Genomic DNA, 21,682 nt, shown 5'->3' with positions numbered 1-21,682 from the left:
ACCAAATGAAATACGGCATGAATCACTTGTCACTGGCGGTACGCCTGGCATTGACCGCGGGAATCATCACGGCAGCGGGTGTGGCCCAGGCGCAGGCGCCGCAGGCGGATAACCCGCCGTCGTCGGATCAGGCCACGCCACCGTCCAAGAGCAAGGCCAAGACCTTGCAAGCGGTTGTCGTGACCGGCTCGCTGATCCGGCGCGTGGACGTCGAGACGGCCAGCCCGGTAGTGACACTGGACCGCGCAACCATCTCCAACTCGGGCAAGCCCGTGCTGGGCGACGTGCTGCAGCAGATGCCGAGCATCTCCGGCAATGCCACCAATCCGCAGAACAACAGCAACGGTGGCGGCGTGGCCAGCCCCTTGCTGGAAGGCGGCAATGGCGCGTCGCGCGTCTCGCTGCGCGGCCTGGGCATCAACCGCACGCTGGTACTGGTCAACGGCCAGCGCATGGCCAACCCGGATCTCAACCTGATTCCGCCGGAAATGATCGATCGGGTCGACGTGCTGGCCGAAGGCGCCTCCACGGTGTACGGCTCCGACGCCATCGGCGGCGTCGTCAACTTCATCCTGCGCAAGGACTTCAAGGGCGCCCAGTTCAGCCTGAACGACGGTATCTCCAGCCACGGCGACGCGCAGCGCCGCGGCTTCAACCTGACCGCCGGCAACACGGGCGAGAACTACAGCATCGTCGGCGGCCTTGATTACAACAAGTACGACGCGGTATTGGGCAAAAGGCGCAAGTTCTCCAAGCAGCAGCTGTACCTGTCGAGCGGTTCTGTCGTGGCGGCCGGTTCCAGCTCGATCCCGACCGGCAGAATCCAGCTGCCCGCATCGATCGCCAACCAGTACGGCTGCCCGATCAATTCGAGCGGCACCGCCAACGTGACCCTGGCGCAGGGCGACGGATCGGCCCTCGGCGACTACCGCTGCCGTCTCTCCTCGGATACCTACAACTACGCTGCGCTCAATTACATCCAGACCGCGCAGAAGCGCACCAACGGCTTTGTGCTCGGCAGCTACAACCTCACCGACAGCCTGACCGCGTACGTCGATGCGTTCTACAACCGCACGGTATCCAGTGGCCAGGATGCTCCTTCGCCGGTCGGCACCGGCGACGGCCTGATCATCTCCTCCAGCAATCCGATCAATCCGTTTGGCGTCACGTTCAGCCAGAATCCGGTCCCCGGCGACCCGAACAGCGGCTACAACTTCCAGACCCGCCTCACCGGCGCCGGCACCCGCGTGCACAGTTTCACCACCAGCACCGGACAGATCAATGCAGGGCTGCGCGGCAATTTCGGCCAGGAAAGCAGCTGGATCTGGGATGCGTCGGTCAACTACAGCCATACCAATCGCAAACAAAGCGATACCAATGAGGTCGACATACCGGCGCTGCAGGCCGCCGTCGACGGTGGCGCGAACATCTTCAACCAGGCCGACCCGAGCGTCGGCGCGCAATTGAGGGGCGGCGTGAAGACGCCGATCTACGTCTTCACCCAGTCCACCAAGCAGGCCCAGTTCAATGCCAGCGGCGAGCTGTGGGACTTGCCCGCCGGCGCGATGCAGCTGTCTGCCGGTGCCCTGTACCGCAAGCAGTTCATGAACTACACCGTGAGCGACTTTGCCGTGCTCGATCCGGTGACCACCACCTGCCAGATCCTGCAGGAAGCCTGCGGCTCGCCCGGGCGTGGCAACTTCGATGTCAAGGAAGTCTATGCCGAAACGTTGATCCCGCTGCTCTCCGAGCAGCCATGGGCCCACTCGTTGAACCTCGACCTCGGCATCCGCACGTCGAACTACAGCACCACCGGCACGACCACCAACGGCAAGATCGCGATCGAGTGGCGTCCCACGTCCGATCTGCTGCTGCGTGGCACGGTCTCCCAGGTATTCCGCGCGCCCAATCTCAATGAACTCTACGATGGCCGCACGCTGGTCCAGCCGAACTTGAACGACCCGTGCGTCGGACTCACCGCGGCCGAGCTTGCGGCGCATCCGGCAGCCTGCCAGTTCGTTCCGGTGAACTGGGCCGGCAACTCGCCGGCGCAGGTCAACACGTTCTACTCGGGCGCCTCCACGGTGGGCGCGACGCTGAAACCCGAAAAGGGCAAGTCCATCGATCTCGGGCTGGTCTACGACCCGGACTGGTTGCCCGGCCTGTCCACCAGCCTCGACTTCTGGCACATCCACCTGTCCGACACGCTCACGGCGATCCAGGCCGATACCGTGGTCGGCTCCTGCTTCAACAACGCCAGCAGTCCGTATTGCTCGTTCATCCACCGCGAAGACAACACCAGCCGGCAGCCCGGCCAGGTGTTCCTGATCAATACCCCGGTGGTCAACCTGGGCAACCTCAGCACCACCGGCATCGACTACACGCTGCGCTACAAGATCCCGCATTTCAACCTGGGCAACATGGATCCGGGCAACTTCCGCGCCGGCCTCAGCACCAGCTACACGTCGACGTACAAGAACAACGCCACACCCGGCGAGCCGGGCGCGAAGACGATCAACTACGCCGGCACTTACAGCCAGCAATTCGGCAACATCTCGCGCTGGCGCGGCACGGCCACGCTCAATTGGGACAAGGACAACTGGAGCGCCCAGTGGCAGTCGCGCTACATCCACAGGCTGACCGCCCTCAACGTCGACGCCGCCATCACCGGGGTGAATATCCCGATGGCTTCGGTGCTCTACCACTCGATCCAGCTGGGCTACGCAGTGCCGTCGATCCACACCCGCTTCGACATCGGCGTGGACAACCTCAGCAACAAGCTGCCGCCGCTGGTCTACCAGAACAGCGGAAACTACAACGTGGACACCGCCACGTACGACGTGCTCGGCCGCTACTACTGGGCGCGGGCGACGATCAAGTTCTGACAACTTGATCGGGTAGGCGACATCCGGAAAATCCGGAGCATGCAGGAGGGCCGCGAGCATATTCGCGGCCCTCTTGCATAATGGGGGTCGGAAGACGATTGATGGAGAAGCCGTGTCCACTTCGACCACGGATCTGGCCAAGGCCATGGCCGGCGCCTGGAACGCCGGCGAGACAGAGCGGGTCATTGCCCTCGCCGGGCAGGCCACGCCGGCCGACGAGGAAGACGAAGGCGTGCTGGCGCTGCTTGGCCTGGCGCAGCAGGCCACCGGTCGTCACCGGCAGGCCGCGGCGACGTTCCGTCGGCTGGCGCAGATGCGGCCGGGCGTTTCGGCCTATTGGAACAACCTGGCGGTCGCCTGCCGGCAGGCGGGCGACCTGCCCGCCTCCGAGCAGGCCCTGCTGACGGCGCTGGCGCTGGCGCCGGACGATGCCGAGGTGCACTACAACCTCGGCCTGCTCTACACGCAGCAACAGCGCTGGATACCGGCCAGGCAGGCCCTGCTGGACGCCGCGCAGCTGGACCCGCATTTCATCGAAGCCCGGCTGCAGGCTGCGTACGCCTGTTATGTCTGCGGCGACAACACCCAGCAGGAGGCGATGCTGCGCGGAGCCATCGACTGGCCGGCGCAACCGGCCGAGCAAGCCCTGGTGCTGTCCGCCATGCTGTCGGTCCAGGGCGACCTGGACGCAGCGCTGCGCACGCTGGCGCACGCACGTGTGCCCGACGACGAACCGGCGGCCGGAATCATGCGCTTGCGCATCGCCGCGCAACGCGCCCTGCTGTACGAAAGAAACAACCGGATCGACGCAGCGCAAGACGAACTGCGGCAGTTGCCGCCGAGCGTACTCGATGCCCTGCCGCCGGATGCGCAACGGGCCCGCGCCGACGGCTGGCGCGCGCACGCCGCACTGGCGATGCGCAGGGGCGCCTATGCCGAGGCCGACGCGCTGTACCAGCGTGTACTCGCCTGCGCCAACGACGACGAAAGCCAGGCCAGCGCTGCTTTCGGCCTGGCTTCCGCGCTTGACCGGCAAGGACATTATCCCGAGGCGTGGCAGGCCCTGCAGAAAGCGCACGCCATACAGCTCGAGACCGCCCGCAACGTGGTGCCGGAACTGCTGGCAACCGACAGTCAACCGCTGCAGTTGACGGGCGGCGGCGTCGGGCACGGCACCCGTGCCGACTGGAAACCGCTGTCCTCGCCTGGCAGCCGACAGAGCCCGGTCTTCGTGGTCGGTTTCCCCCGTTCCGGCACCACCTTGCTGGAACAGATGCTCGATGCCCATCCGGATTTCCAGTCCATGGACGAGCGCGCCTACATCCACGACCTGATCGAAGGCATGGAACTGGTCGGCCAGCCGTACCCCGCGGACCTGGCGAACCTGACGCAGCAGGACGCCGACCAACTGCGCAGCGTCTACCGGCGCCTGGTCGGCGAAGTGCTGCCCGACCTCGGCGAGCGTCGCCTGGTCGACAAGAATCCGCTCAACATGCTGTGCCTGCCGATGATCATGCGGCTGTTTCCGCACGCGCGCATCATCCTGTGCCTGCGCCACCCTTGCGACGTGCTGCTCAGCTGCAGCATGCAGCCGTTCCGTTCACCGGCCTTCATGGTGCTGTGCTCGTCGCTGCAACGCCTGGCACGGGGCTACGCGAAGGCCTTCGAGCAGTGGCACCGCGACGTCGCGATGTTTGCGCCGCAGGTGCTGGAGTGGCGCTACGAGTCCGTGGTCAGCCAGTTCGACGAGCAGGTCGCGCGCCTGGGGCAGTTTCTCGAAACCGCCGACACGTCAGCCATGACACGCTTCGCCGAACACGCCCGGCACAAGCGTTTCATCAGCACACCCAGCTACGCGCAAGTCACCGAGGGCGTTCACCGCAAGGCGGTCGACCGCTGGCAGAACTACCGCGAGCAGTTCGAGCCCGTGCTGCCGGTGCTGCAGCCGTGGATCGACCGCCTCGGCTACACCACGTGAAAGCCCGTTCGCGATCTCCACGCATCTTTGTGCCGGAAACGAAGAAGGCAGCGCTGTGCGCTGCCTTCTTCGTCGTGCGGGAACCGGTCACTCAGTGCGTGGCGCTGCTCGTTGCCGGCGCCGGCGTCGAAACGCTGGCGATGGCGTTGGGCGAGAACTTGCCGCCGTAGGGCAACACTTCGCTGGCCAGCTTCGGGTCGGCCTTGATCATGCCGATCGCGTCGAACAGGATGTGCGCGGTCTCGTTGAGCTGCACGTCCTTGGCCTTCTTCGCGTCCTTCTCCTGCTTGAGCTCGCTCTTCAGGCTGCGCTCGTTCGCGTTGAGGCCGTCGTCGAGATTGCTCGCCTCGTCGGCAAGCGAGGCGTCGGTGCCGTCGATGGCCTTGTGCCGCGCGCGGAAGTCGGCCTGGACCGCCTCCATCTGCTTGCGTTCGACCTCGCGCGTGGCGAAGTTCAGCGAGATCGCGGTCTTCGCACGCATCGTGCGGTACTGCGCCAGCTCGTCCAGCATCAGCTTCCACGCCGGCGACTGCGCCACGCGTTCGGCGTGCTTCTGCTGCAGCTGCGGCAGGTAGGCGTTGAGGTTCGCCACCACCTGGTAGTCGGCCGGTGCGATCTGGGTCCACTTCAGCGCGTTGTCGTAGGTCGACTCGCCGAAGTCCTTGTCGTCGCCGTTCTTCGGGAACGCGATGTCCGGCGTCACGCCCTTCAGCTGGGTGGAGCCGCCGTTGATGCGGAAGAATTCCTGGATGGTCATCTTCAGTTCGCCCAGCTGCGGCTTCTCGCTGTCGCTCTGCGAGAAGCGGTCCAGGTCGACCAGGTTCTGCACGGTGCCCTTGCCGAAGGTCGGTTCGCCGATGACCAGGCCGCGGTGGTAGTCCTGGATCGCCGCGGAGAAGATTTCCGACGCCGACGCCGTGCCGCGGTTGACCAGCACCGCCAGCGGGCCACTCCAGGCCATGCCCGGGTCGTCGTCGCCCTGCTCCTCGACCTGGCCCTTGGAGTCGCGCACCTGCACCACCGGGCCCTTGTCGATGAACAGGCCGGTCAGCGAATTGGCCTCGGCCAGCGAACCGCCACCGTTGTTGCGCAGGTCCACCACCACGCCCTGCACGCCCTCGTGCTTCAGTTCGCCGAGCAGCCGGGCGACGTCGCGGGTGGCGCTCTTGAAGTCCTTGTCGCCGGCGCTGCGCGCGCCGAAGTCCGAGTAGAACGTGGGCAGCTCGATCACGCCGATCTTGCGGGTGACCTCGCCGTCCTTGATCTCGACGACCTTCTTCTTCGCCGCCTGCTCCTCAATGCTGACCTTCTTGCGCACCAGGGTGACCATCTCGTGCTTGCCATCCACGCCGACGTCCGCGGGAATGACCTCCAGCCGCACGGTGGTGTCCTTCTTGCCGCGGATCAGATTGACCACGTCGTCCAGGCGCCAGCCGATCACGTCGACGATCGGGCCGTTGTCGCCCTGACCGACGCCGACGATGCGATCGCCGACCTGGATCTTGCCGGACTTGTTGGCAGGGCCGGCCGGCACCAGCTCGCGCACCTGGGTGTAGTCGTCGCGCGGCTGCAGCACCGCGCCGATGCCTTCCAGCGACAGCTTCATCGAGATGTCGAAGTTCTCCGCCGCGCGCGGGCCGAGGTAATCGGTGTGCGGATCGGTGGTCTCGGCGTAGGCGGTCATGAAGGTCTGGAACGCATCCTGGCCGTCGAGCTGCCTGACCCGCTCGATGTAGCCCGCGTAGCGCTTGTCCAGCGTCTTGCGGATCTCGGCATCGTCCTTGCCGGCCAGCTTCAGGCGCAGCCAGTCGTTCATCGTGCGCTTGCGCCACAGCTCGTCCAGCTCGGCCTGGTCCTTCGGCCAGTCGGCGTGATCACGGTCGAACGTGTAGCTCTCGTCGGCGGAGAAGTCGAAGCCCTGCTTGAGCAGGTTGCGCGCGTAGCTCATGCGCTCGACCGCGCGCTGCACGTACAGGTTGAACACCGCGAACGGCGCGGACAGGTCCTGGTTCCAGATCGCGTCGTCGAGCTGGGGCTTCAGCGGCGCGAACTTCGCCATGTCGGCCTGGGTGAAGAACACTTTCTCGCTGTCCAGCAGCTTGAAGTAGGCGGTGTAGATGCGCGCCGACATCGCGTCGTCGAGCGGCTGCGCGTCGTAATGGAAACGGGTCAGGAAGCGCGCCGACAACTGCGCGGCCTGCGCCTCTTCGGGAGTGGACGTGAGCGGCCAGGTGGCCGCCTTGCGCGGCTTGCCGGCGCCGAGGTCGGCCGCCGACTGCGCGAACGCACAGGTTGCGGTGAGGGCTAGCAGCAGGAACAGCGCGGGACGGAATTTCATGGATGCTCTCAGGCTGACTCGGTGACACCGGCTGCATGGGCCTGCAGGTCGGCGTGATAGGACGAACGCACCAGCGGACCGGAGGCGACGTGGTGGAAACCCATCGTCTCGCCGGCTACGCGCAGCGCGTCGAATTCTTCGGGAGTCCAGTAGCGCACTACCGGATGATGGTGCGGCGTGGGCTGCAGGTATTGGCCGATGGTGATCATCTCGACGTCATGAGCGCGCAGGTCGCGCATCGTTTCGAGCACCTGCTCCATCGTTTCGCCCAGGCCCAGCATGATGCCGGACTTGGTCGGCACCTGCGGGTGCTGCGCCTTGAAGCGCTTGAGCAGGTCCAGCGACCACTGGTAGTCGGCGCCCGGACGCACTTCGCGGTACAGGTGCGGCACGGTTTCGAGGTTGTGGTTGAACACGTCCGGCGGGAAGTCTTTCAGCACTTCCAGCGCGCGCTCCATGCGGCCCTTGCCGCGAAAGTCCGGGGTGAGGATCTCGATGCGGATGCTCGGACTGGCGTGGCGCGTGGCGCGGATGCAGGCGGCGAAGTGTTCGGCACCGCCATCGCGCAGGTCGTCGCGATCGACCGAGGTGATCACCACGTACTTCAGCCGCATGTCGTGGATCGTCTCGGCCAGCCGCGCCGGCTCCAGCGGATCGGGCGCCACCGGGCGACCATGCGCCACGTCGCAGAACGAGCAGCGGCGGGTGCAGACCTCGCCGAGGATCATGAAAGTAGCGGTGCCCTTGCTGAAGCACTCGTGGATGTTCGGGCAGGACGCTTCCTCGCACACGGTGACCAGCGAGTTCTCGCGCAGGCGTGCCTTCAGCTGCTGCACGGCGTTGCCCTGCGGCAGGCGCACGCGGATCCACGACGGCTTGCGCAGGGTCGGCACGCCGGTGTCGAAACCGGCGCGGTTCAGCGCGATCTTGTCGTTGCCGACCTGCTTTTCACCCGCAGGCGCACCGCTGACGACGGTGATCGGGATGACCTTGGCGGAAGAGGTGGAGATTTCGCTCATGTAGACAGCTCAGACCGCTGCGCGAGCGGGGAGTTCGGGCAAGATGGGGGCAGCAGGCTCGGCGACAAAGCCGAACTGGTGGCAGAACTCCTCCACCAGCACGTCCTCGACCGTGGCCAACTGCGACGGGCCGCCCAAGTCTAGCAGCTGCGTGACTGCCAAACCCTTGTAACCGCAGGGGTTGATGCGGTGAAACGGCTCCAGGTCCATGGCCACGTTGAAGGCCAGCCCGTGGAAGCTGCAGCCGCGGCGCACGCGCAAACCGAGCGCGGCGACCTTGGCGTCGGCCACGTAGACGCCGGGCGCGCCTTCGCGCCGCACGGCGACCACGTTCCAGTGCGCCAGCGTATCGATCAGCGACTGCTCGATCCGGTGGACCAGTTCGCGTACGCCGACGCCGACCCGGCGCAGGTCGATCAGCGGATAACCGACGATCTGGCCGGGGCCGTGGTAGGTCACCTGGCCGCCGCGGTCGACCGGTATCACCGGAATATCGCCCGGCGCCAGCACGTGCTCCATCTTGCCGGCCTGGCCCAGGGTGAACACCGGGTCGTGCTCCAGCAGCCACAGTTCGTCGGCGGTATCGGCGGTGCGGTTGTCGGTGAACGCGCTCATCGCCTTCCAGATGGCCTCGTACGGCTGGCGACCGAGACGGCGGATTTTCAGCGGCAACGACATGACAGCAAACCTTGGGGAACGGGAGACGGGGAACGTTGGGGTACTTCGCAGGTGATCAATGGCACCCGGGCGAAACGGGCGAGGCTACCTCTTTCGCCGCGCCGTGTTCCCTGCGCGTCACATCGTGTAACGGATATCCGGATCGGCGCGCAGCGCTTGGTGCGCCGCCTCGTACTGCTCGCGGCTGTCGCAGCGGAAGCTCACCGTGACCGAGACGAAGTTGCCGGCGCCGGAATGCCGGTGCCGCACGCTCTCGTGCAACACGTGCAGACCGGCGCGCTCCAGCAGCTGCGGCACGTGGGTCGGCAGGTTCGCGCTGGCACTGCCGACCGCGGTGATCTCGAATTCGCCGGGAAACTGGAAGCCCTTGCCTTCCTGCTTCGCCTTGCTGAAGTCGATCGGTTGCATTACTTCGCGTCCGCACTCTTGGCCGGCGCGGCTGCCTCGGCTTTCTTGTCGCTGTGGAACCACAGCAGGATGCTGTCCCACAGGCGCGAGAAGAAACCGCCCTGCGGCGCGTCGGCCAGCACCACCAGCGGCACGCTCTGCACCGGCTTGCCGTCCAGGGCGATGCGCAGCGTGCCGATCTGCTGACCCTTGGTGAACGGCGCGATCAGCGTGGCCGGGATGTCCATGGTCGCCTTGAGCTGGTCGTACTGGCCGCGTTTGACGGTGACCAGCACGTCGTCGGCGACACCCAGCGACAACTGGTTCGCCGCGCCCTTCCACAACCGCGGCGTGGCCAGCGGCTTGCTGGCGTCGTACAGCTTGTGCGTCTCGTAGAAGCGGAAGCCGTAGTTGAGCAGGGCCATCGCCGAATCGGCGCGCGCCTTCTCGCTGCTGGCGCCCATCACGATCGCGATCATGCGCGACTCGCCCTGCTTGGCCGAAGCGGCCAGGCAGTAACCGGCGCCGGAGGTGTGGCCGGTCTTGATGCCATCCACGCTGGGGTCGCGCCACAGCAGAGTGTTGCGGTTGTGCTGCTTGATCCCGTTCCACTCGAACTCCTTCACGGCGGAGATCGCGTAGTCGTCGGGGAAGTCGTGGATCAGCGCGCGCGACAGGATCGCGATGTCGTGCGCGGTGGTGTAGTGGTCGGCGATCGGGTAGCCCGAGGCGTTCTGGAAGTTCGAGTTGACCATGCCCAACTGCTTGGCGTACGCGTTCATCAGGCCGGCGAACGCCTGCTCGGAACCGGCGGTGTGCTCGGCCAGCGCGATCGCCGCATCGTTGCCGGACTGGATGATCATGCCGTACAGCAAATCCTTCAGCGGCACCTGGCTGTTGAGTTTCAGGAAGCTGGTGGAGCCGTCGGTGCCGGCGCCGCCGCCGCGCCACGCGTTCTCGCTGATGGTCACCGGATCGGTCATGTGCACCTTGCCGTTGGCGACTTCGGCCGAGACCACGTAGTCGGTCATCACCTTGGTGATCGACGCCGGCTCCACGCGCAGGTCGGGGTCCTTGCTGGCGAGGATCTGGCCGGTAGCGTAGTCCATCAGCACCCAGCTCTTGCCGTCGACATCCGGCGGCGGCGGCACCGGCGCGTCCGGCACCACCGGACGCGGTACCGGCGACGGGCGCGGCGGCGTCTGGGCAACGGCAACACCGACCAGCAGGACGGCGGCGAACGGGATCAGGGTGCGGCGGAAAAAATTCATCGTGTTGTTCAGTCCGGTTTCTGGATATCGGCGCGACAGGTGCCGACATGATGGGAAAAAGCTGCGCAAATCCTGTTCAGTCTACCGCGACCTGGGGCCGCGGCAGACCCATGCCCTCGATCCGGGCACTGACCTGGTCGGCGCGATCCACGCTGGCCAGCGGCCCGACCCGCACGCGGCGGACCTGCTGGCCGTTGATCACCGCCGCGCTCACCTGCACCGCGCCGAGGTTGGCCTGGCGCAGGCGCTGGGCCAGCCGGTCGGCGTTGTCCGCGTCGGCAAACGCGCCTACCTGCAGGTAGATCCCGGGGTGTCCGCTTGTGACCACGGCTGGCGGCGGCAGTTCCTGCAGCGGCTGCCCGGGGTCGATCCCGCGCACCTCGACCAGGCCGGTGCCCTTGGGCCAGATGCCGATCTTCACCGCGGCGGCGTAGGACAGGTCGATCAGCCGGTTGTCGTGGAACGGGCCGCGGTCGTTGACCCGCACGATCACGCTCTTGCCGGTCTCCAGGTTGGTCACCCGCGCGTAGCTGGGCAGCGGCAGCGTGGTGCTGGCCGCGCTGAACGCGTACATGTCGTAGGTTTCCAGGCTGGAGGTCTTGTAGCCGTGGAACTTGTTGCCGTAGAACGAGGCGATGCCGCGTTCGTCGTAGCCGCGCGCGCTGGGCCGCACGCGATAGGTCTGCCCGCGCACGGTATAGGGCGACTTGTTGCCGTACAGCGAACGCGGCTCGGCCTTCGGCACCGGCTCGACCAGCTTGCTGACGTCGAGCGGCGGCGGCACGCTGTCTTCGCCATCGCGATAGCGGCTGCCCTGCGGCTTGCTGAGGTCGTCGCGAAAACCGTCGCCGCTGCCGGCGGAGGCTTGGCCCCGCGCGTGATCCTGCCGGCTGCCGCCCTGCGAGGGTTTCGTCTTGTGGCTGCCGCAGCCGGTCAGCAGCAGGACCGTCGTCAGCATTGCCGCCGCGCACAGCGCCCTCATCGCGCGACTTCCGCCTGGCCCACGCCGGCGGCGATCGCCTGCGCCAGCTGGTCGACCGCCATCGCGTACAGCGGGCTGCGATTGTAGCGGGTGATCACGTAGAAGTTCTGGAAGGTGAACCAGTATTCCGGCCCGTTCGGCCCTTCCAGCGTCTGCAGGCTGGTGGGTTCGGCCGGCGACAACGGCTGCAGCGGCGCGTAGCCCCAGGCTTCGAACTGCTCCAGCGGCCATTGCGGCTTGGTGTCCTTCGCCGCGACCGGCTTGGCCGCCCCGTCCGGTTGCGCCCGCGCCGCCACCGGGCCGCCATCGACCCAGCCGTGCTTCACGAAGTAGTTCGCCACGCTGGCGAAGATGTCCGGCAGCGAATTCTGCAGGTCGATGTGGCCGTCGTGATCCGCGTCCACCGCGAAATCACGGATGCTGGTGGGCATGAACTGGCCCCAACCCTGGGCGCCGGCGTACGAGCCGGTGAGCGTGTCGATCGGCCCGGCCAGGTGGTTGTCCGGCATGCTCAGCAGTTCCTTCAGCTGCTCGCGGAAAAACTTCGCCCGCGGCGGGTAGTACAGGCCCAGCGTGACCAGCGCGTCGAGCACCTTGTACTTGCCGGTGTTGCGGCCGTAGCTGGTCTCCACGCCGACGATCGCCACGATGTACTGCGGCGCCACGCCGTACTGTTTGCAGATCTGCTCCAGCAGCGCGCGGTGCTCGCGATAGAACGCGACGCCGTTGTCGATGCGCTGGTCGGTCAGGAAGATCGGCCGGTAATCCTTCCACGGCTTCGCCTCGGCCGGGCGGCTGATCGCATCGAGAATGCTCTGCTGCATCTTCGCGCCGTCGAGCAGCGCGTCCAGCGCCTGCGGACTCTTGCCGGTCTCGCGCGCCACCTCGCGTACCAGTTCGGCCTGGCCGGGGTGCGTCGTCGCCAGGGCCGGGGTCGGTGCGCCCATCCACAGCAGGCCGATACACAGCAGGCTCGGAATGGCGAGGAAACGGGCCGGGTGCGGCGCAGGCGTGGCTGTCATGTTGTGGCTTCGCTCACAGAATAACGATGTCGTCGAAAGCCTAACACGCACGCGAGCGCAACTTCGGGCGCCGCAAGGCCGATGCGCCGGGCGGACTCAGAGGTGCATCTTGCGGTTCGCGTGGATCGACATCAGCACGCCGAAACCGGTCAGCAGCGACACCGCCGAGGTGCCGCCGTAACTGATCAGCGGCAGCGGTACACCGACCACCGGCAACATGCCGGCGACCATGCCGCCGTTGACGAACACGTAGACGAAGAAGCTCATGCCGATCGCGCCGGCGAGCAGACGCGAATAGGTGTCGCGCGCTTCCATCGCGATCCACAGGCAGCGGCCGATGATGAACGCGTACAGCGCGATCAGCGCGGCCACGCCGACCAGCCCGAACTCTTCGGAGAACACCGCGAAGATGAAGTCGGTGGTGTGCTCGGGCAGGAAATCCAGCCGCGACTGCGTGCTGTGCTGCCAGCCCTTGCCGAAGATGCCGCCGGAGCCCACCGCGATCTGCGACTGGATGATGTGCCAGCCGTTGCCGAGCGGATCGGACTCGGGGTTGAGCAGGGTCAGCACGCGATCGCGCTGATACTGGTGCAGGAAATGCCAGCCGACCGGAACCATGCCGGCGACCGCACCGACCAAGAGGCCGATGCGCCACCACGCCATGCCGGACAGGAACAGCGCGAACGCGCCGGCCGCGGCCACCAGCACGGCGGTGCCCAGATCGGGCTGCTCGGCGATCAGGCCGACCGGGATCGCGATCAGCAGGCCGACCATCGCGATGTCCTTCCAGCCCGGCGGCAACTGGCGCGGGTGCAGGTACCAGGCCACCATCATCGGCATCGTCAGCTTGAGCAGTTCGGACGGCTGGAAGCGCATCACGCCCAGGTCCAGCCAGCGGATCGAACCGCGCCCCTCGCCCAGGATCGCCACCACCACCAGCAGCGCGGTGCTGCCGGCGTACAGCCAGGGCGCCCAGCCGCGCAGCACCGGCGGCGGGATGCGCGATACCAGCAGCAGCAGCGCACCGCCCAGCACGAAACGGCCGGCCTGGCCGCCGACCAGGGCCAGGCTGCCGTCGCCCGCGCTGTACAGCGTGGCCAGTCCGGTCAACGCCAGCACGAACAGGCCGAACGCCAGCGGCAGGTCGATCCGCGGCCGGGTAAGGATGCGGCGCAGGAAGCGGCGCGCGCGCGCGTACAGCGCCTCGATCATGGCGGGCCTCCCGTCGTCGTAGCCTGCGCCGGCAAATCTTCGACCGGCTCGATATCTTCCGCGCCGGCATCGGGCGGGATGCTCGCGGCCGGCGGCAACGGCGCGGCCGACACCGGCAGGCGCTTCGCGTCGGCGATCACGCCGTCGTGCCCGGCCAGCCAGGTATCGAGAATTGTGCGCACGATCGGCCCGGCCGCCGAGGCGCCCCAGGCGCCGGATTCCAGGATCGCCGCCACCGCGATCTGCGGATTGTCGGCCGGCGCGTAGGCAACGAACCAGGCGCGATGGCGGGTCGCCAGGTATTCCGTGCTGCGGTTCGTATCGTAGGCCTCGGACCGGCGCGAGAAGCGCTCGGCAGTGCCGCTCTTGCCAGCCATCAGATACGGAAAGCCGATGCCAAGCTGGCGACCGGTGCCCTTGGCGCCGTAGATCACTTGCTGCATGCCCTGGTTCACCACGTCCCAGTCGGCCGGGTTGCGGATCACCGAGGGTCCGCTCGGCGGATTGGCCAGCGGCTGCGGCTTCGCGTTGACGCCACCCTGGGTGGCCATCACCAGGCGCGGCGCATACGGCACGCCATGCCCGGCGAAAGTGGCGATCGCATGGCTCAGCTGCAGCGGCGTCACCGCCCAGAAACCCTGGCCGATGCCGGCGATCACCGTCTCGCCCGGATACCACGGCTGCTTGTAGTTCGCCGCCTTCCACTCGCGCGAGGGCAGCACGCCGGACGACTCGCCGATCAGGTCGATTCCGGTCGGCCGGCCGAAACCGAACTTGCCCATGTAGTCGCTGAACCGGTCGATGCCCATGTCCAGCGCGAGCTTGTAGAAATAGGTGTTCACCGACTGCTCGATCGCGCCGACCAGATCGACTCGCCCCACGCCGCCGCGCTGGTCGTCGCGATAGCCGCGCTGTTGACCTGGAATGTAGAACACGCCGGTGGAAACCACGCTGTCCTGCGGCGTGCGCATGCCGGTCTCCAGTCCGGCCAGGCCGACCAGCGGCTTCACCGTGGAACCGGGCGGATACACGCCGCGCAACGCGCGGTTGTACAGCGGCTTGTCGGGATCGTTGGTCAGCGCGGCGTAGTCGACCTGGCTGATGCCGTTGACGAACAGGTTGGGGTCGAACGTGGGCACGCTGACCATCGCCAGCACCTGGCCGTTGCGCGGATCGATCGCCACCGCCGCACCGGGACGGCCGTCGAACGCGGCTTCGGCGGCCTTCTGCAGGCGCACGTCGAGGCTCAGATACAAGTTCTTGCCCGGCGTCGGCGCGTGCGTTTCCAGCACGCGCTGAGTGCGCCCGTCGGCATTCACCTCCAGCAGTTCGTAGCCCGGCGTGCCGTGCAGGATATTTTCGTAGGAGCGCTCGAGACCGCTGCGGCCGACGTGGCTGGTGCCCTGGTAGCGCTTGGGGTCGAGCCGCTCCAGGTCGTCCGTGTCGATGCGCCCGACGTAGCCCACCACGTGCGCGAACATCCCGCCCAGCGGGTAGCGCCGGGTCAGGTAGGGCACCACGTCCACGCCGGGAAAGCGCCAGCGGTTCACCGCGAAGCGCGCAATCTCGTCCTCGGTCAGATGCATCTTCAACGGCACGCTCTCGAAGCGCCGGCTCTGCTTGAGCTGCTTGCGGAACGCGTCCAGGTCGTCCTGGTCCAGCGGCACCACTTGACCCAGCTGGGCCAGCAGCGCCGGCATGTCCTTGATCTGCTCGGGCACCACTTCCAGCCGGAACGCCGGCACGTTGTCGGCCAGCAGCACGCCGTTGCGGTCGTAGATCAGCCCGCGCGCCGGCGGAATCGCGCGCGGCTTGACCCGGTTGTTGGTCGAGCGCGTGACGAACTCGTCGTGATGCGTCACCTGCAGGAACACGAAACGGCTGAGCAGCAGGCACAGGCTCAGCACGATCAGCACGAAGCCGGCCAGCGCGCGGCGCCGGAACAGCAGGCTTTCGCCGCGGGGGTCCTTGATCGAACGCCGGAGCTTCATGTCACTGGTTCATGCCTCATTGAATCCGCAGTCGCGCGCGCAGGTCGTCGAGCAGCAGGAACAGGAACGGCCACAGCGCGGCGCCGACGAAGGGCGAGATCCACCAGCTTGCCGGCGGCAGCGACGCACCGGCCAGCACGCGCACGATCAGCAGCAGGATGCGGTCGTTCAGCAGCAGCGCCAGCACCGCCAGGGCCTGCTGCCACATCGGGAAGAAACGCAGGCGCGAGCGGAAACGCAAGGCGATGAAGACCAGTGCGCACAGGCGCAACGCCTGCTCGCCCAGCACCATGCCGTTGAGCAGATCCGCCGCCAGGCCCACCATGAAGGCCAGCCCCAGGGTGACCCGATCCTCCGATTCCAGCGACCAGTACAGCAGGAACAGCGCCGGCCAGTACGGTTTGAACGGCTCCAGCACGCCGGGCAACGGCACCAGCATCGAGAGCAGCGCGAACACCAGCGTGCCGACGAACCAGCACAGGCTCAGGCGCTGCTTGTTCATCGCAGCGCTCCGCTGGTTGCCGGCGGAGCAGTCGAGGCTGCGCCCGTCGGCGCCAGATCACCGGGCGGCCCCATCGGCGTCACCGGCGCGGGCGGCCCGTCCGGTTCGGCCTGGTCGTGCAGCAGCAGCACGTCTTCGCTGCGGTCGAGGTCGGCCGACGGCTGCGCCATCGCCACCAGGAACATGCCGGTCGCCGCCGGCGCCACCGTGCGCACCTCGCCGACCGGGAAGCCCGGCGGGAAGCGCCCACCGAGACCTGACGTAAGCAGCTTGTCGCCCGCACGCACATCGGCCGCCAGCGGAATGTTCGGAAGGGCGAGCTGGTCGCCGTCGCGCGAACCATAAGCCACCGTGCGCAAGCCGGTACGCTCGATCACCACTGGAATCGCGTGCGCCGGATCGGTGATCAGCATCACCACCGAGGTGGTCGGCAGCACCTCTTTCACCTGGCCCATCACGCCATGCGCGTCGATCACCGGCTGGCCCGGCCTGACCCCGTCGCGCGCACCCATGTTCAGAGTCATCTGGTAACGGTAGGCGCCCAGGTCCACGCCGATCACCCGCGCCAGCTGCACGTTCAGTTCGAGGCTGTGCTGGGTGTCGAGCAGTTCCTTCAGCCGTTGATTCTGTTCGGCGACGGCCGCCATCCGGTTCAACTTGGCGTTGGCCAGCAGCAGGTCCTCGCGCAGGCGCTGGTTCTGCTCGGTCAGCCGCTGGCGGTCGGCAAACGCCACGCTCATGGTGCGCACGCCGACCGCCGGCAGCCCGGCCAGCCGATACATCGGCTCGACCACGGCCGCGGCCGTGTAGCGCAGACGCCACAACCAGCCGTTGCGATGGTCGAGCACCATCAGCACCACGGCCAGCGCGAGATAGACGATCAGCCGCAGCGTGCCGGCGGCATTGCCGGCGAACAGCGGCGAGGACTCATCGCGCGTGCGCGCCATGGACTAGAGCCTGCTCATGGTCTCGCCACAGCCGCGCCGGGAGCGGTTTGCGCGCAGGCCAAGGAAGACCGAAGGAGTGTATGTCGATACACGACTGAGCGATGACGCCGGCATGCGCGCAAATCGCCCCGGCCCGAAGGGTTGTCGGCGGGCTGCCCCAAAGGGGCAGTTCGCCGACAACGCGCGCTGCGGAGAGACCATGAGCAGGCTCTGTTTATTCGGGCGCGAAGAAGTCGCTGCCGTGCTGATCGATCAGCTCCAGCGCCTTGCCGCCACCACGCGCCACGCAGGTGAGCGGGTCGTCGGCCACCTGCACGTGCAGGCCGGTCTCCTCGGAGATCAGGCGGTCGAGGTCGCGCAGCAACGCGCCGCCACCGGTGAGCACGATGCCGCGCTCGGCGACGTCGGAACACAATTCCGGCGGGGTCTGCTCCAACGCCGACTTGACCGCCGCCACGATACCGGCGAGCGGCTCGTGCAGCGCCTCGAGGATCTCGTTGGAGTTGATCGTGAACATGCGCGGCACGCCCTCGGCGAGGTTGCGCCCGGAGATCTCGATCTCCTTGACCTCGCTCTGCGGGAACGCGCAGCCGATCTGCAGCTTGATCCGCTCGGCGGTGGATTCGCCGATCAGGGTGCCGTGGTTGCGCCGCACGTAGTTGATGATCGCCTCGTCGAAGCGGTCGCCGCCGACGCGCACCGACTGCGAGTAGACGATGCCGTTGAGCGAGATCACCGCCACTTCCGAGGTGCCGCCGCCGATGTCCAGCACCATCGCGCCGCGCGCCTCGTGCACCGGGATGCCGGCGCCGATCGCCGCGGCCATCGGCTCCTCGATCAGGAACACGTCGCGCGCACCGGCGCCTTCGGCCGATTCCTTGATCGCGCGACGCTCGACCTGGGTCGAACCGCACGGCACGCAGACCAGCACGCGCGGGCTCGGGCGCAGGAAGCGCGACTTGTGCACCTGCTTGATGAAGTGCTGCAGCATCGCCTCGGTCATGGTGAAGTCGGCGATCACGCCGTCCTTCATCGGCCGCACGGTGGCGATGTTGCCCGGCGTGCGGCCGAGCATGCGCTTGGCGTCGCCGCCCACCGCGGCAATCGTGCGCGGGCCGCCGGGGCCGCGATCCTGGCGAATCGCCACCACCGAAGGTTCGTTCAGCACGATGCCCTGCCCACGCACATAGATCAGCGTGTTGGCTGTGCCGAGGTCGATGGAGATGTCGTTGGAGAAGATCCCGCGAAACTTCTTGAACATGGGTCCGCCGTGGTTCGGCCTGGCTAAAAAGTAAGCTCGCCAGTCTAGTCAGCGTGGCTCGCATGCGCAAGGACAATAACGTTAAGAAACCCTTTTACAACACGACCATAAGCACACTTTCTGCGTCTCGAAGTGAGCTGAAGCCTCTCGTAAAAAGTCGCCAACAAGGACAGATAGCGGTACGATTCCAGCCTTTGGCCGAAGCCGGTCGGCTCGGCACTCGACCGACCGCGGTAGCACGGTCTTTCCACACCTTATCCGGGGGACTCCCGCACACCATGTCTGCTGTCATCTGCGGATCGCTGGCCTACGACACCATCATGGTGTTCCAGGACCAGTTCAAAAACCACATCCTGCCCGACCAGATGCACATCTTGAATGTGTCGTTCCTGGTGCCGCGGATGCGCCGCGAGTTCGGCGGCTGCGCCGGCAATATCGCCTACAACCTCAAGCTGCTCGGCGGCGACCCGCTGCCGGTGGCGGCCGTGGGCCAGGATTTCGGGCCGTACCGCAAGCACATGGAACAGTGCGGCATCCGGCTCGACTGCGTGCGCGAATTCGACGACCAGTTCACCCCGCAGTGCTTCATCACCACCGACCTGGACAACAACCAGATCACCGCCTTCCACCCCGGCGCGATGTCCAGCGCGCAGGAAAACCACGTGCGCGACATCCCCGAGATCGACTTCGCGATCGTCGCGCCCGACGGCCGCGAGGCGATGCTGCAGCACGTCGAGGAGTTCGCCACGCGCGGCGTGCCGTTCATCTTCGACCCGGGCCAGGCGATGCCGTTGTTCAGCGGCGACGAGTTCCGCTCGATGATCGGCAAGTCGACCTACGTGATCGTCAACGACTACGAGTCGCAACTGCTGCAGGCCCGCACTGGCTGGAGCGCCGCCGAGATCGCCGGAAGGGTGACCGCGTACATCGTGACCCAGGGCCCGCGCGGTTCGCTCATCCACGTCGGCAGCGATACCCATCACATCCCGCCGGCACGCGAGCGCCAGATCGTGGACCCGACCGGCTGCGGCGACGCTTATCGAGCCGGCCTGATCTTCGGCATCATGCGCAAGAAGGACTGGCCCACGGTCGGTCGCATGGCTTCGCTGATGGGCGCGCTCAAGGTGGAGCATCCCGGCACGCAGAACCAGCGCTTCGATTACGCCGAATTCGCCGCGGAGTTCCTCGATCAGTTCGGTTACGCGCTGGACTGACCGTGGCTTGATCACAAGGCTCGCGCGGCATGCCCCGCGAGCCTCGCTCGTTCTCAGTCGACGCGAAAACCGATGGTGGCGCTCACCGCATCCTGCCAGCCGCGATACAGCCGCTCACGGCGGGACTCTTCCATGACGGGCTGGAAGCACCGGTCCATCTGCCACAGCGCCGCGATCTGCTCGCGACTCTCCCAGAAGCCCACGGCCAGGCCTGCCAGGTAGGCCGCGCCCAGTGCGGTGGTCTCGGCGACCCGTGGGCGCAGTACCGGCACGCCGAGCATGTCGCTCTGGAACTGCGCCATGAAGTCGTTGGCGATCGCGCCGCCGTCGGCACGCAATTCCTTCAGCGGAATGCCGGCATCGGCCTCCATCGCAGCCAGCACGTCGCGCGACTGATAGGCCATCGACTCGAGCGCAGCGCGCACCACATGCTCCTTGCGGGTGCCGCGCGACAAACCAAACATCGCGCCACGCACGTCGCTGCGCCAGTACGGCGCACCCAGCCCGACGAAAGCCGGTACCAGGTACACGCCTTCGCTCGAATCCACGCTCTCGGCACAGGCCTGCGAATCGCTGGCGTGCGCCAGCATGTGCAAGCCATCGCGCAACCACTGCACCACCGAGCCGGCGACGAAGATGCTGCCTTCCAGCGCGTACTCGACGACGCCATCCAGCTCCCACGCGATCGTGGTCAACAACCCGTGGCGTGATGGCACCGCCCGGGTTCCGGTATGCATCAGCATGAAGCAACCCGTGCCGTAGGTATTCTTGGCCATGCCGGGCACAAAACAGGCTTGGCCGAACAGCGCCGCCTGCTGGTCGCCGGCCACGCCGCTGATCGGCACCCCGGCTGGCAAACCGGGCAACGCCACGGTATGGCCGTATACCTCGCTGCACGAACGCACCTGCGGCAACATGCTGCGCGGAATATCCAGCATGTGCAGCAGTTCGTCGTCCCACTGACGCGTGTGGATGTCGAACAACAACGTACGCGCGGCATTGCTGACGTCGGTGACGTGCAGCTTGCCGCCACTGAGATTCCAGATCAGCCAGCTGTCGATCGTGCCGAACAACAGTTCGCCGCGCTCCGCACGGGCGCGCGCGCCGTCAACATGATCGAGGACCCAGCGGATCTTGCTGCCGGAAAAGTACGCGTCGATCAGCAGCCCGGTCTTTTCGCGCACCAGCGGGGCATAGCCGTCCGCCTCCAGCTTCTCGCAGATCGCCAGGCTCTGCCGCGACTGCCAGACGATCGCGTTGTAGACCGGCTGGCCGGTGCGCCGATCCCACACCACCGTGGTTTCGCGCTGGTTGGTGATGCCGATGCCGGCCAATTCGCTGGCATCGACTTGTGCCGCGGCCAGTACTTCGGCGACCGTCGCCAGCACGCTGGCCAGGATCGCCTGCGGATCGTGCTCCACCCAGCCCGACTGCGGGAAAATCTGGCGGAATTCGCGCTGCGCCGAGCCGGCGACAGCGCCGGCTCGATCAAACAGCATCGCGCGCGAACTGGTCGTGCCCTGATCTATCGCCAATACATAACGTTGCGCCACGGCACTTCCCTTCGCACTAACCTGTCGGTAAAGAGTAGCAACAGGTCATGCTTGGAGCGATCGTCGTGCCTCACCCGCTCGTGTTGAATGCGCGCCGGCCTGCTTGTCACCGGGCTGGGGCAGCTTATCGATATACGCAAGCGCCACCCACCGCCGAGACCACAAACGTCGGATATCGTCGATCGCGGGAGCAAACGCTATAAAGGCGAAGGCCTCCCCGGATGGGGAGGCCTTCTAGGATAAAGCCCCTGGCGATGACCTGTGGCGGGTCGCGACCGGCGGTCGCCACAGCAACAACGCCCAAAGAAAAACCCCCACCGTTGCCGGTGAGGGTGTTTCAGGGTAAAGCCCCTGGCGGTGACCTACTCTTGCATGGCAAAGCCACACTACCATCGGCGCATGCGCGTTTCACTTCTGAGTTCGGGATGGGATCAGGTGGTAC

The 21,682-nt window shown here is 66.7% G+C and carries 16 protein-coding genes and 1 rRNA gene; 3 read left to right on the top strand and 14 right to left on the bottom strand.

From position 1 onward, the window contains the following. The first annotated feature begins 17 nt into the window (after nucleotides 1-17). Together ASG75_RS15155 and ASG75_RS15150 are read left to right on the top strand one after the other, a co-directional pair. On the top strand, nucleotides 18-2,885 hold the full coding sequence (locus tag ASG75_RS15155; protein ID WP_082547651.1) for a TonB-dependent receptor: 2,868 nt from the start codon (nucleotides 18-20) through the stop codon (nucleotides 2,883-2,885). Between the two features lie 112 nt (nucleotides 2,886-2,997). Then, nucleotides 2,998-4,863 carry a tetratricopeptide repeat-containing sulfotransferase family protein gene (locus tag ASG75_RS15150; RefSeq protein WP_082547643.1) on the top strand — a complete coding sequence of 622 codons (1,866 nt, stop codon included), beginning with the start codon at nucleotides 2,998-3,000 and terminating at the stop codon, nucleotides 4,861-4,863. A gap of 91 nt (nucleotides 4,864-4,954) precedes the next feature. Here the strand turns inward: ASG75_RS15150 and ASG75_RS15145 are convergent, their stop codons facing one another. The 12 genes from ASG75_RS15145 to ASG75_RS15090 form a co-directional block, all read right to left on the bottom strand. Continuing rightward, nucleotides 4,955-7,201 (bottom strand): carboxy terminal-processing peptidase, encoded by a 2,247-nt coding sequence (locus tag ASG75_RS15145; RefSeq protein ID WP_056391448.1) that lies wholly within the window; start codon nucleotides 7,199-7,201, stop codon nucleotides 4,955-4,957. An 8-nt stretch (nucleotides 7,202-7,209) separates the two neighbouring features. Then, entirely contained in the window at nucleotides 7,210-8,220 is a 1,011-nt protein-coding gene (lipA, locus tag ASG75_RS15140) for a lipoyl synthase (protein WP_056391445.1), read from the bottom strand. 9 nt (nucleotides 8,221-8,229) lie between these two features. Then, nucleotides 8,230-8,898: a lipoyl(octanoyl) transferase LipB gene (lipB, locus tag ASG75_RS15135; protein WP_056391443.1), complete on the bottom strand. Its 669-nt coding sequence runs from the start codon at nucleotides 8,896-8,898 to the stop codon at nucleotides 8,230-8,232. 117 nt (nucleotides 8,899-9,015) lie between these two features. Further along, complete coding sequence (locus ASG75_RS15130; RefSeq protein ID WP_056391441.1) at nucleotides 9,016-9,306, bottom strand: DUF493 family protein; 291 nt, start codon at nucleotides 9,304-9,306, stop codon at nucleotides 9,016-9,018. Continuing rightward, nucleotides 9,306-10,556, bottom strand: a complete 1,251-nt coding sequence (locus tag ASG75_RS15125) for a D-alanyl-D-alanine carboxypeptidase family protein (RefSeq protein WP_056391438.1) — start codon at nucleotides 10,554-10,556, stop codon at nucleotides 9,306-9,308. Before ASG75_RS15125 ends, ASG75_RS15130 begins: the two co-directional genes overlap by 1 nt. A 76-nt stretch (nucleotides 10,557-10,632) precedes the next feature. Beyond that, a complete protein-coding gene (locus tag ASG75_RS15120) occupies nucleotides 10,633-11,538 on the bottom strand; it encodes a septal ring lytic transglycosylase RlpA family protein (protein WP_056391436.1) in 906 nt (301 codons plus the stop codon). Continuing rightward, a complete protein-coding gene (gene mltB, locus ASG75_RS15115; RefSeq protein ID WP_056391433.1) occupies nucleotides 11,535-12,560 on the bottom strand; it encodes a lytic murein transglycosylase B in 1,026 nt (341 codons plus the stop codon). Before mltB ends, ASG75_RS15120 begins: the two co-directional genes overlap by 4 nt. A 96-nt stretch (nucleotides 12,561-12,656) precedes the next feature. After that, entirely contained in the window at nucleotides 12,657-13,772 is a 1,116-nt protein-coding gene (rodA, locus tag ASG75_RS15110; protein WP_056391430.1) for a rod shape-determining protein RodA, read from the bottom strand. Further along, the gene (gene mrdA / locus ASG75_RS15105) at nucleotides 13,769-15,763 is read right to left on the bottom strand and encodes a penicillin-binding protein 2 (protein WP_056391428.1); all 1,995 of its coding nucleotides are present in this window, start codon (nucleotides 15,761-15,763) and stop codon (nucleotides 13,769-13,771) included. The genes rodA and mrdA overlap by 4 nt, the downstream gene beginning before the upstream one ends. A gap of 16 nt (nucleotides 15,764-15,779) precedes the next feature. Then, entirely contained in the window at nucleotides 15,780-16,265 is a 486-nt protein-coding gene (gene mreD / locus ASG75_RS15100; protein WP_056391425.1) for a rod shape-determining protein MreD, read from the bottom strand. Next, nucleotides 16,262-17,212: a rod shape-determining protein MreC gene (mreC, locus tag ASG75_RS15095; RefSeq protein WP_056391422.1), complete on the bottom strand. Its 951-nt coding sequence runs from the start codon at nucleotides 17,210-17,212 to the stop codon at nucleotides 16,262-16,264. Before mreC ends, mreD begins: the two co-directional genes overlap by 4 nt. Before the next feature lie 214 nt (nucleotides 17,213-17,426). Beyond that, nucleotides 17,427-18,473, bottom strand: coding sequence for a rod shape-determining protein (locus ASG75_RS15090; RefSeq protein ID WP_056391419.1), 1,047 nt, complete (start codon nucleotides 18,471-18,473; stop codon nucleotides 17,427-17,429). Nucleotides 18,474-18,751: 278 nt separating this feature from the next. Here ASG75_RS15090 and ASG75_RS15085 point away from each other — a divergent pair, with 278 nt between their 5' ends. Next, nucleotides 18,752-19,687 carry a carbohydrate kinase family protein gene (locus ASG75_RS15085; RefSeq protein ID WP_056391416.1) on the top strand — a complete coding sequence of 312 codons (936 nt, stop codon included), beginning with the start codon at nucleotides 18,752-18,754 and terminating at the stop codon, nucleotides 19,685-19,687. A gap of 53 nt (nucleotides 19,688-19,740) precedes the next feature. Here the strand turns inward: ASG75_RS15085 and glpK are convergent, their stop codons facing one another. Beyond that, complete coding sequence (glpK, locus tag ASG75_RS15080; RefSeq protein WP_082547642.1) at nucleotides 19,741-21,240, bottom strand: glycerol kinase GlpK; 1,500 nt, start codon at nucleotides 21,238-21,240, stop codon at nucleotides 19,741-19,743. Nucleotides 21,241-21,589: 349 nt separating this feature from the next. Then, nucleotides 21,590-21,682 (bottom strand): 5S ribosomal RNA (gene rrf / locus ASG75_RS15075); the annotation flags it as partial.

Origin of the sequence: Rhodanobacter sp. Soil772, from assembly GCF_001428385.1 — a bacterium.
Taxonomy (GTDB): domain Bacteria; phylum Pseudomonadota; class Gammaproteobacteria; order Xanthomonadales; family Rhodanobacteraceae; genus Rhodanobacter.
Note: the sequence above shows the minus strand (reverse complement) of the source record. Positions and strands in the feature narration are given on the sequence as shown.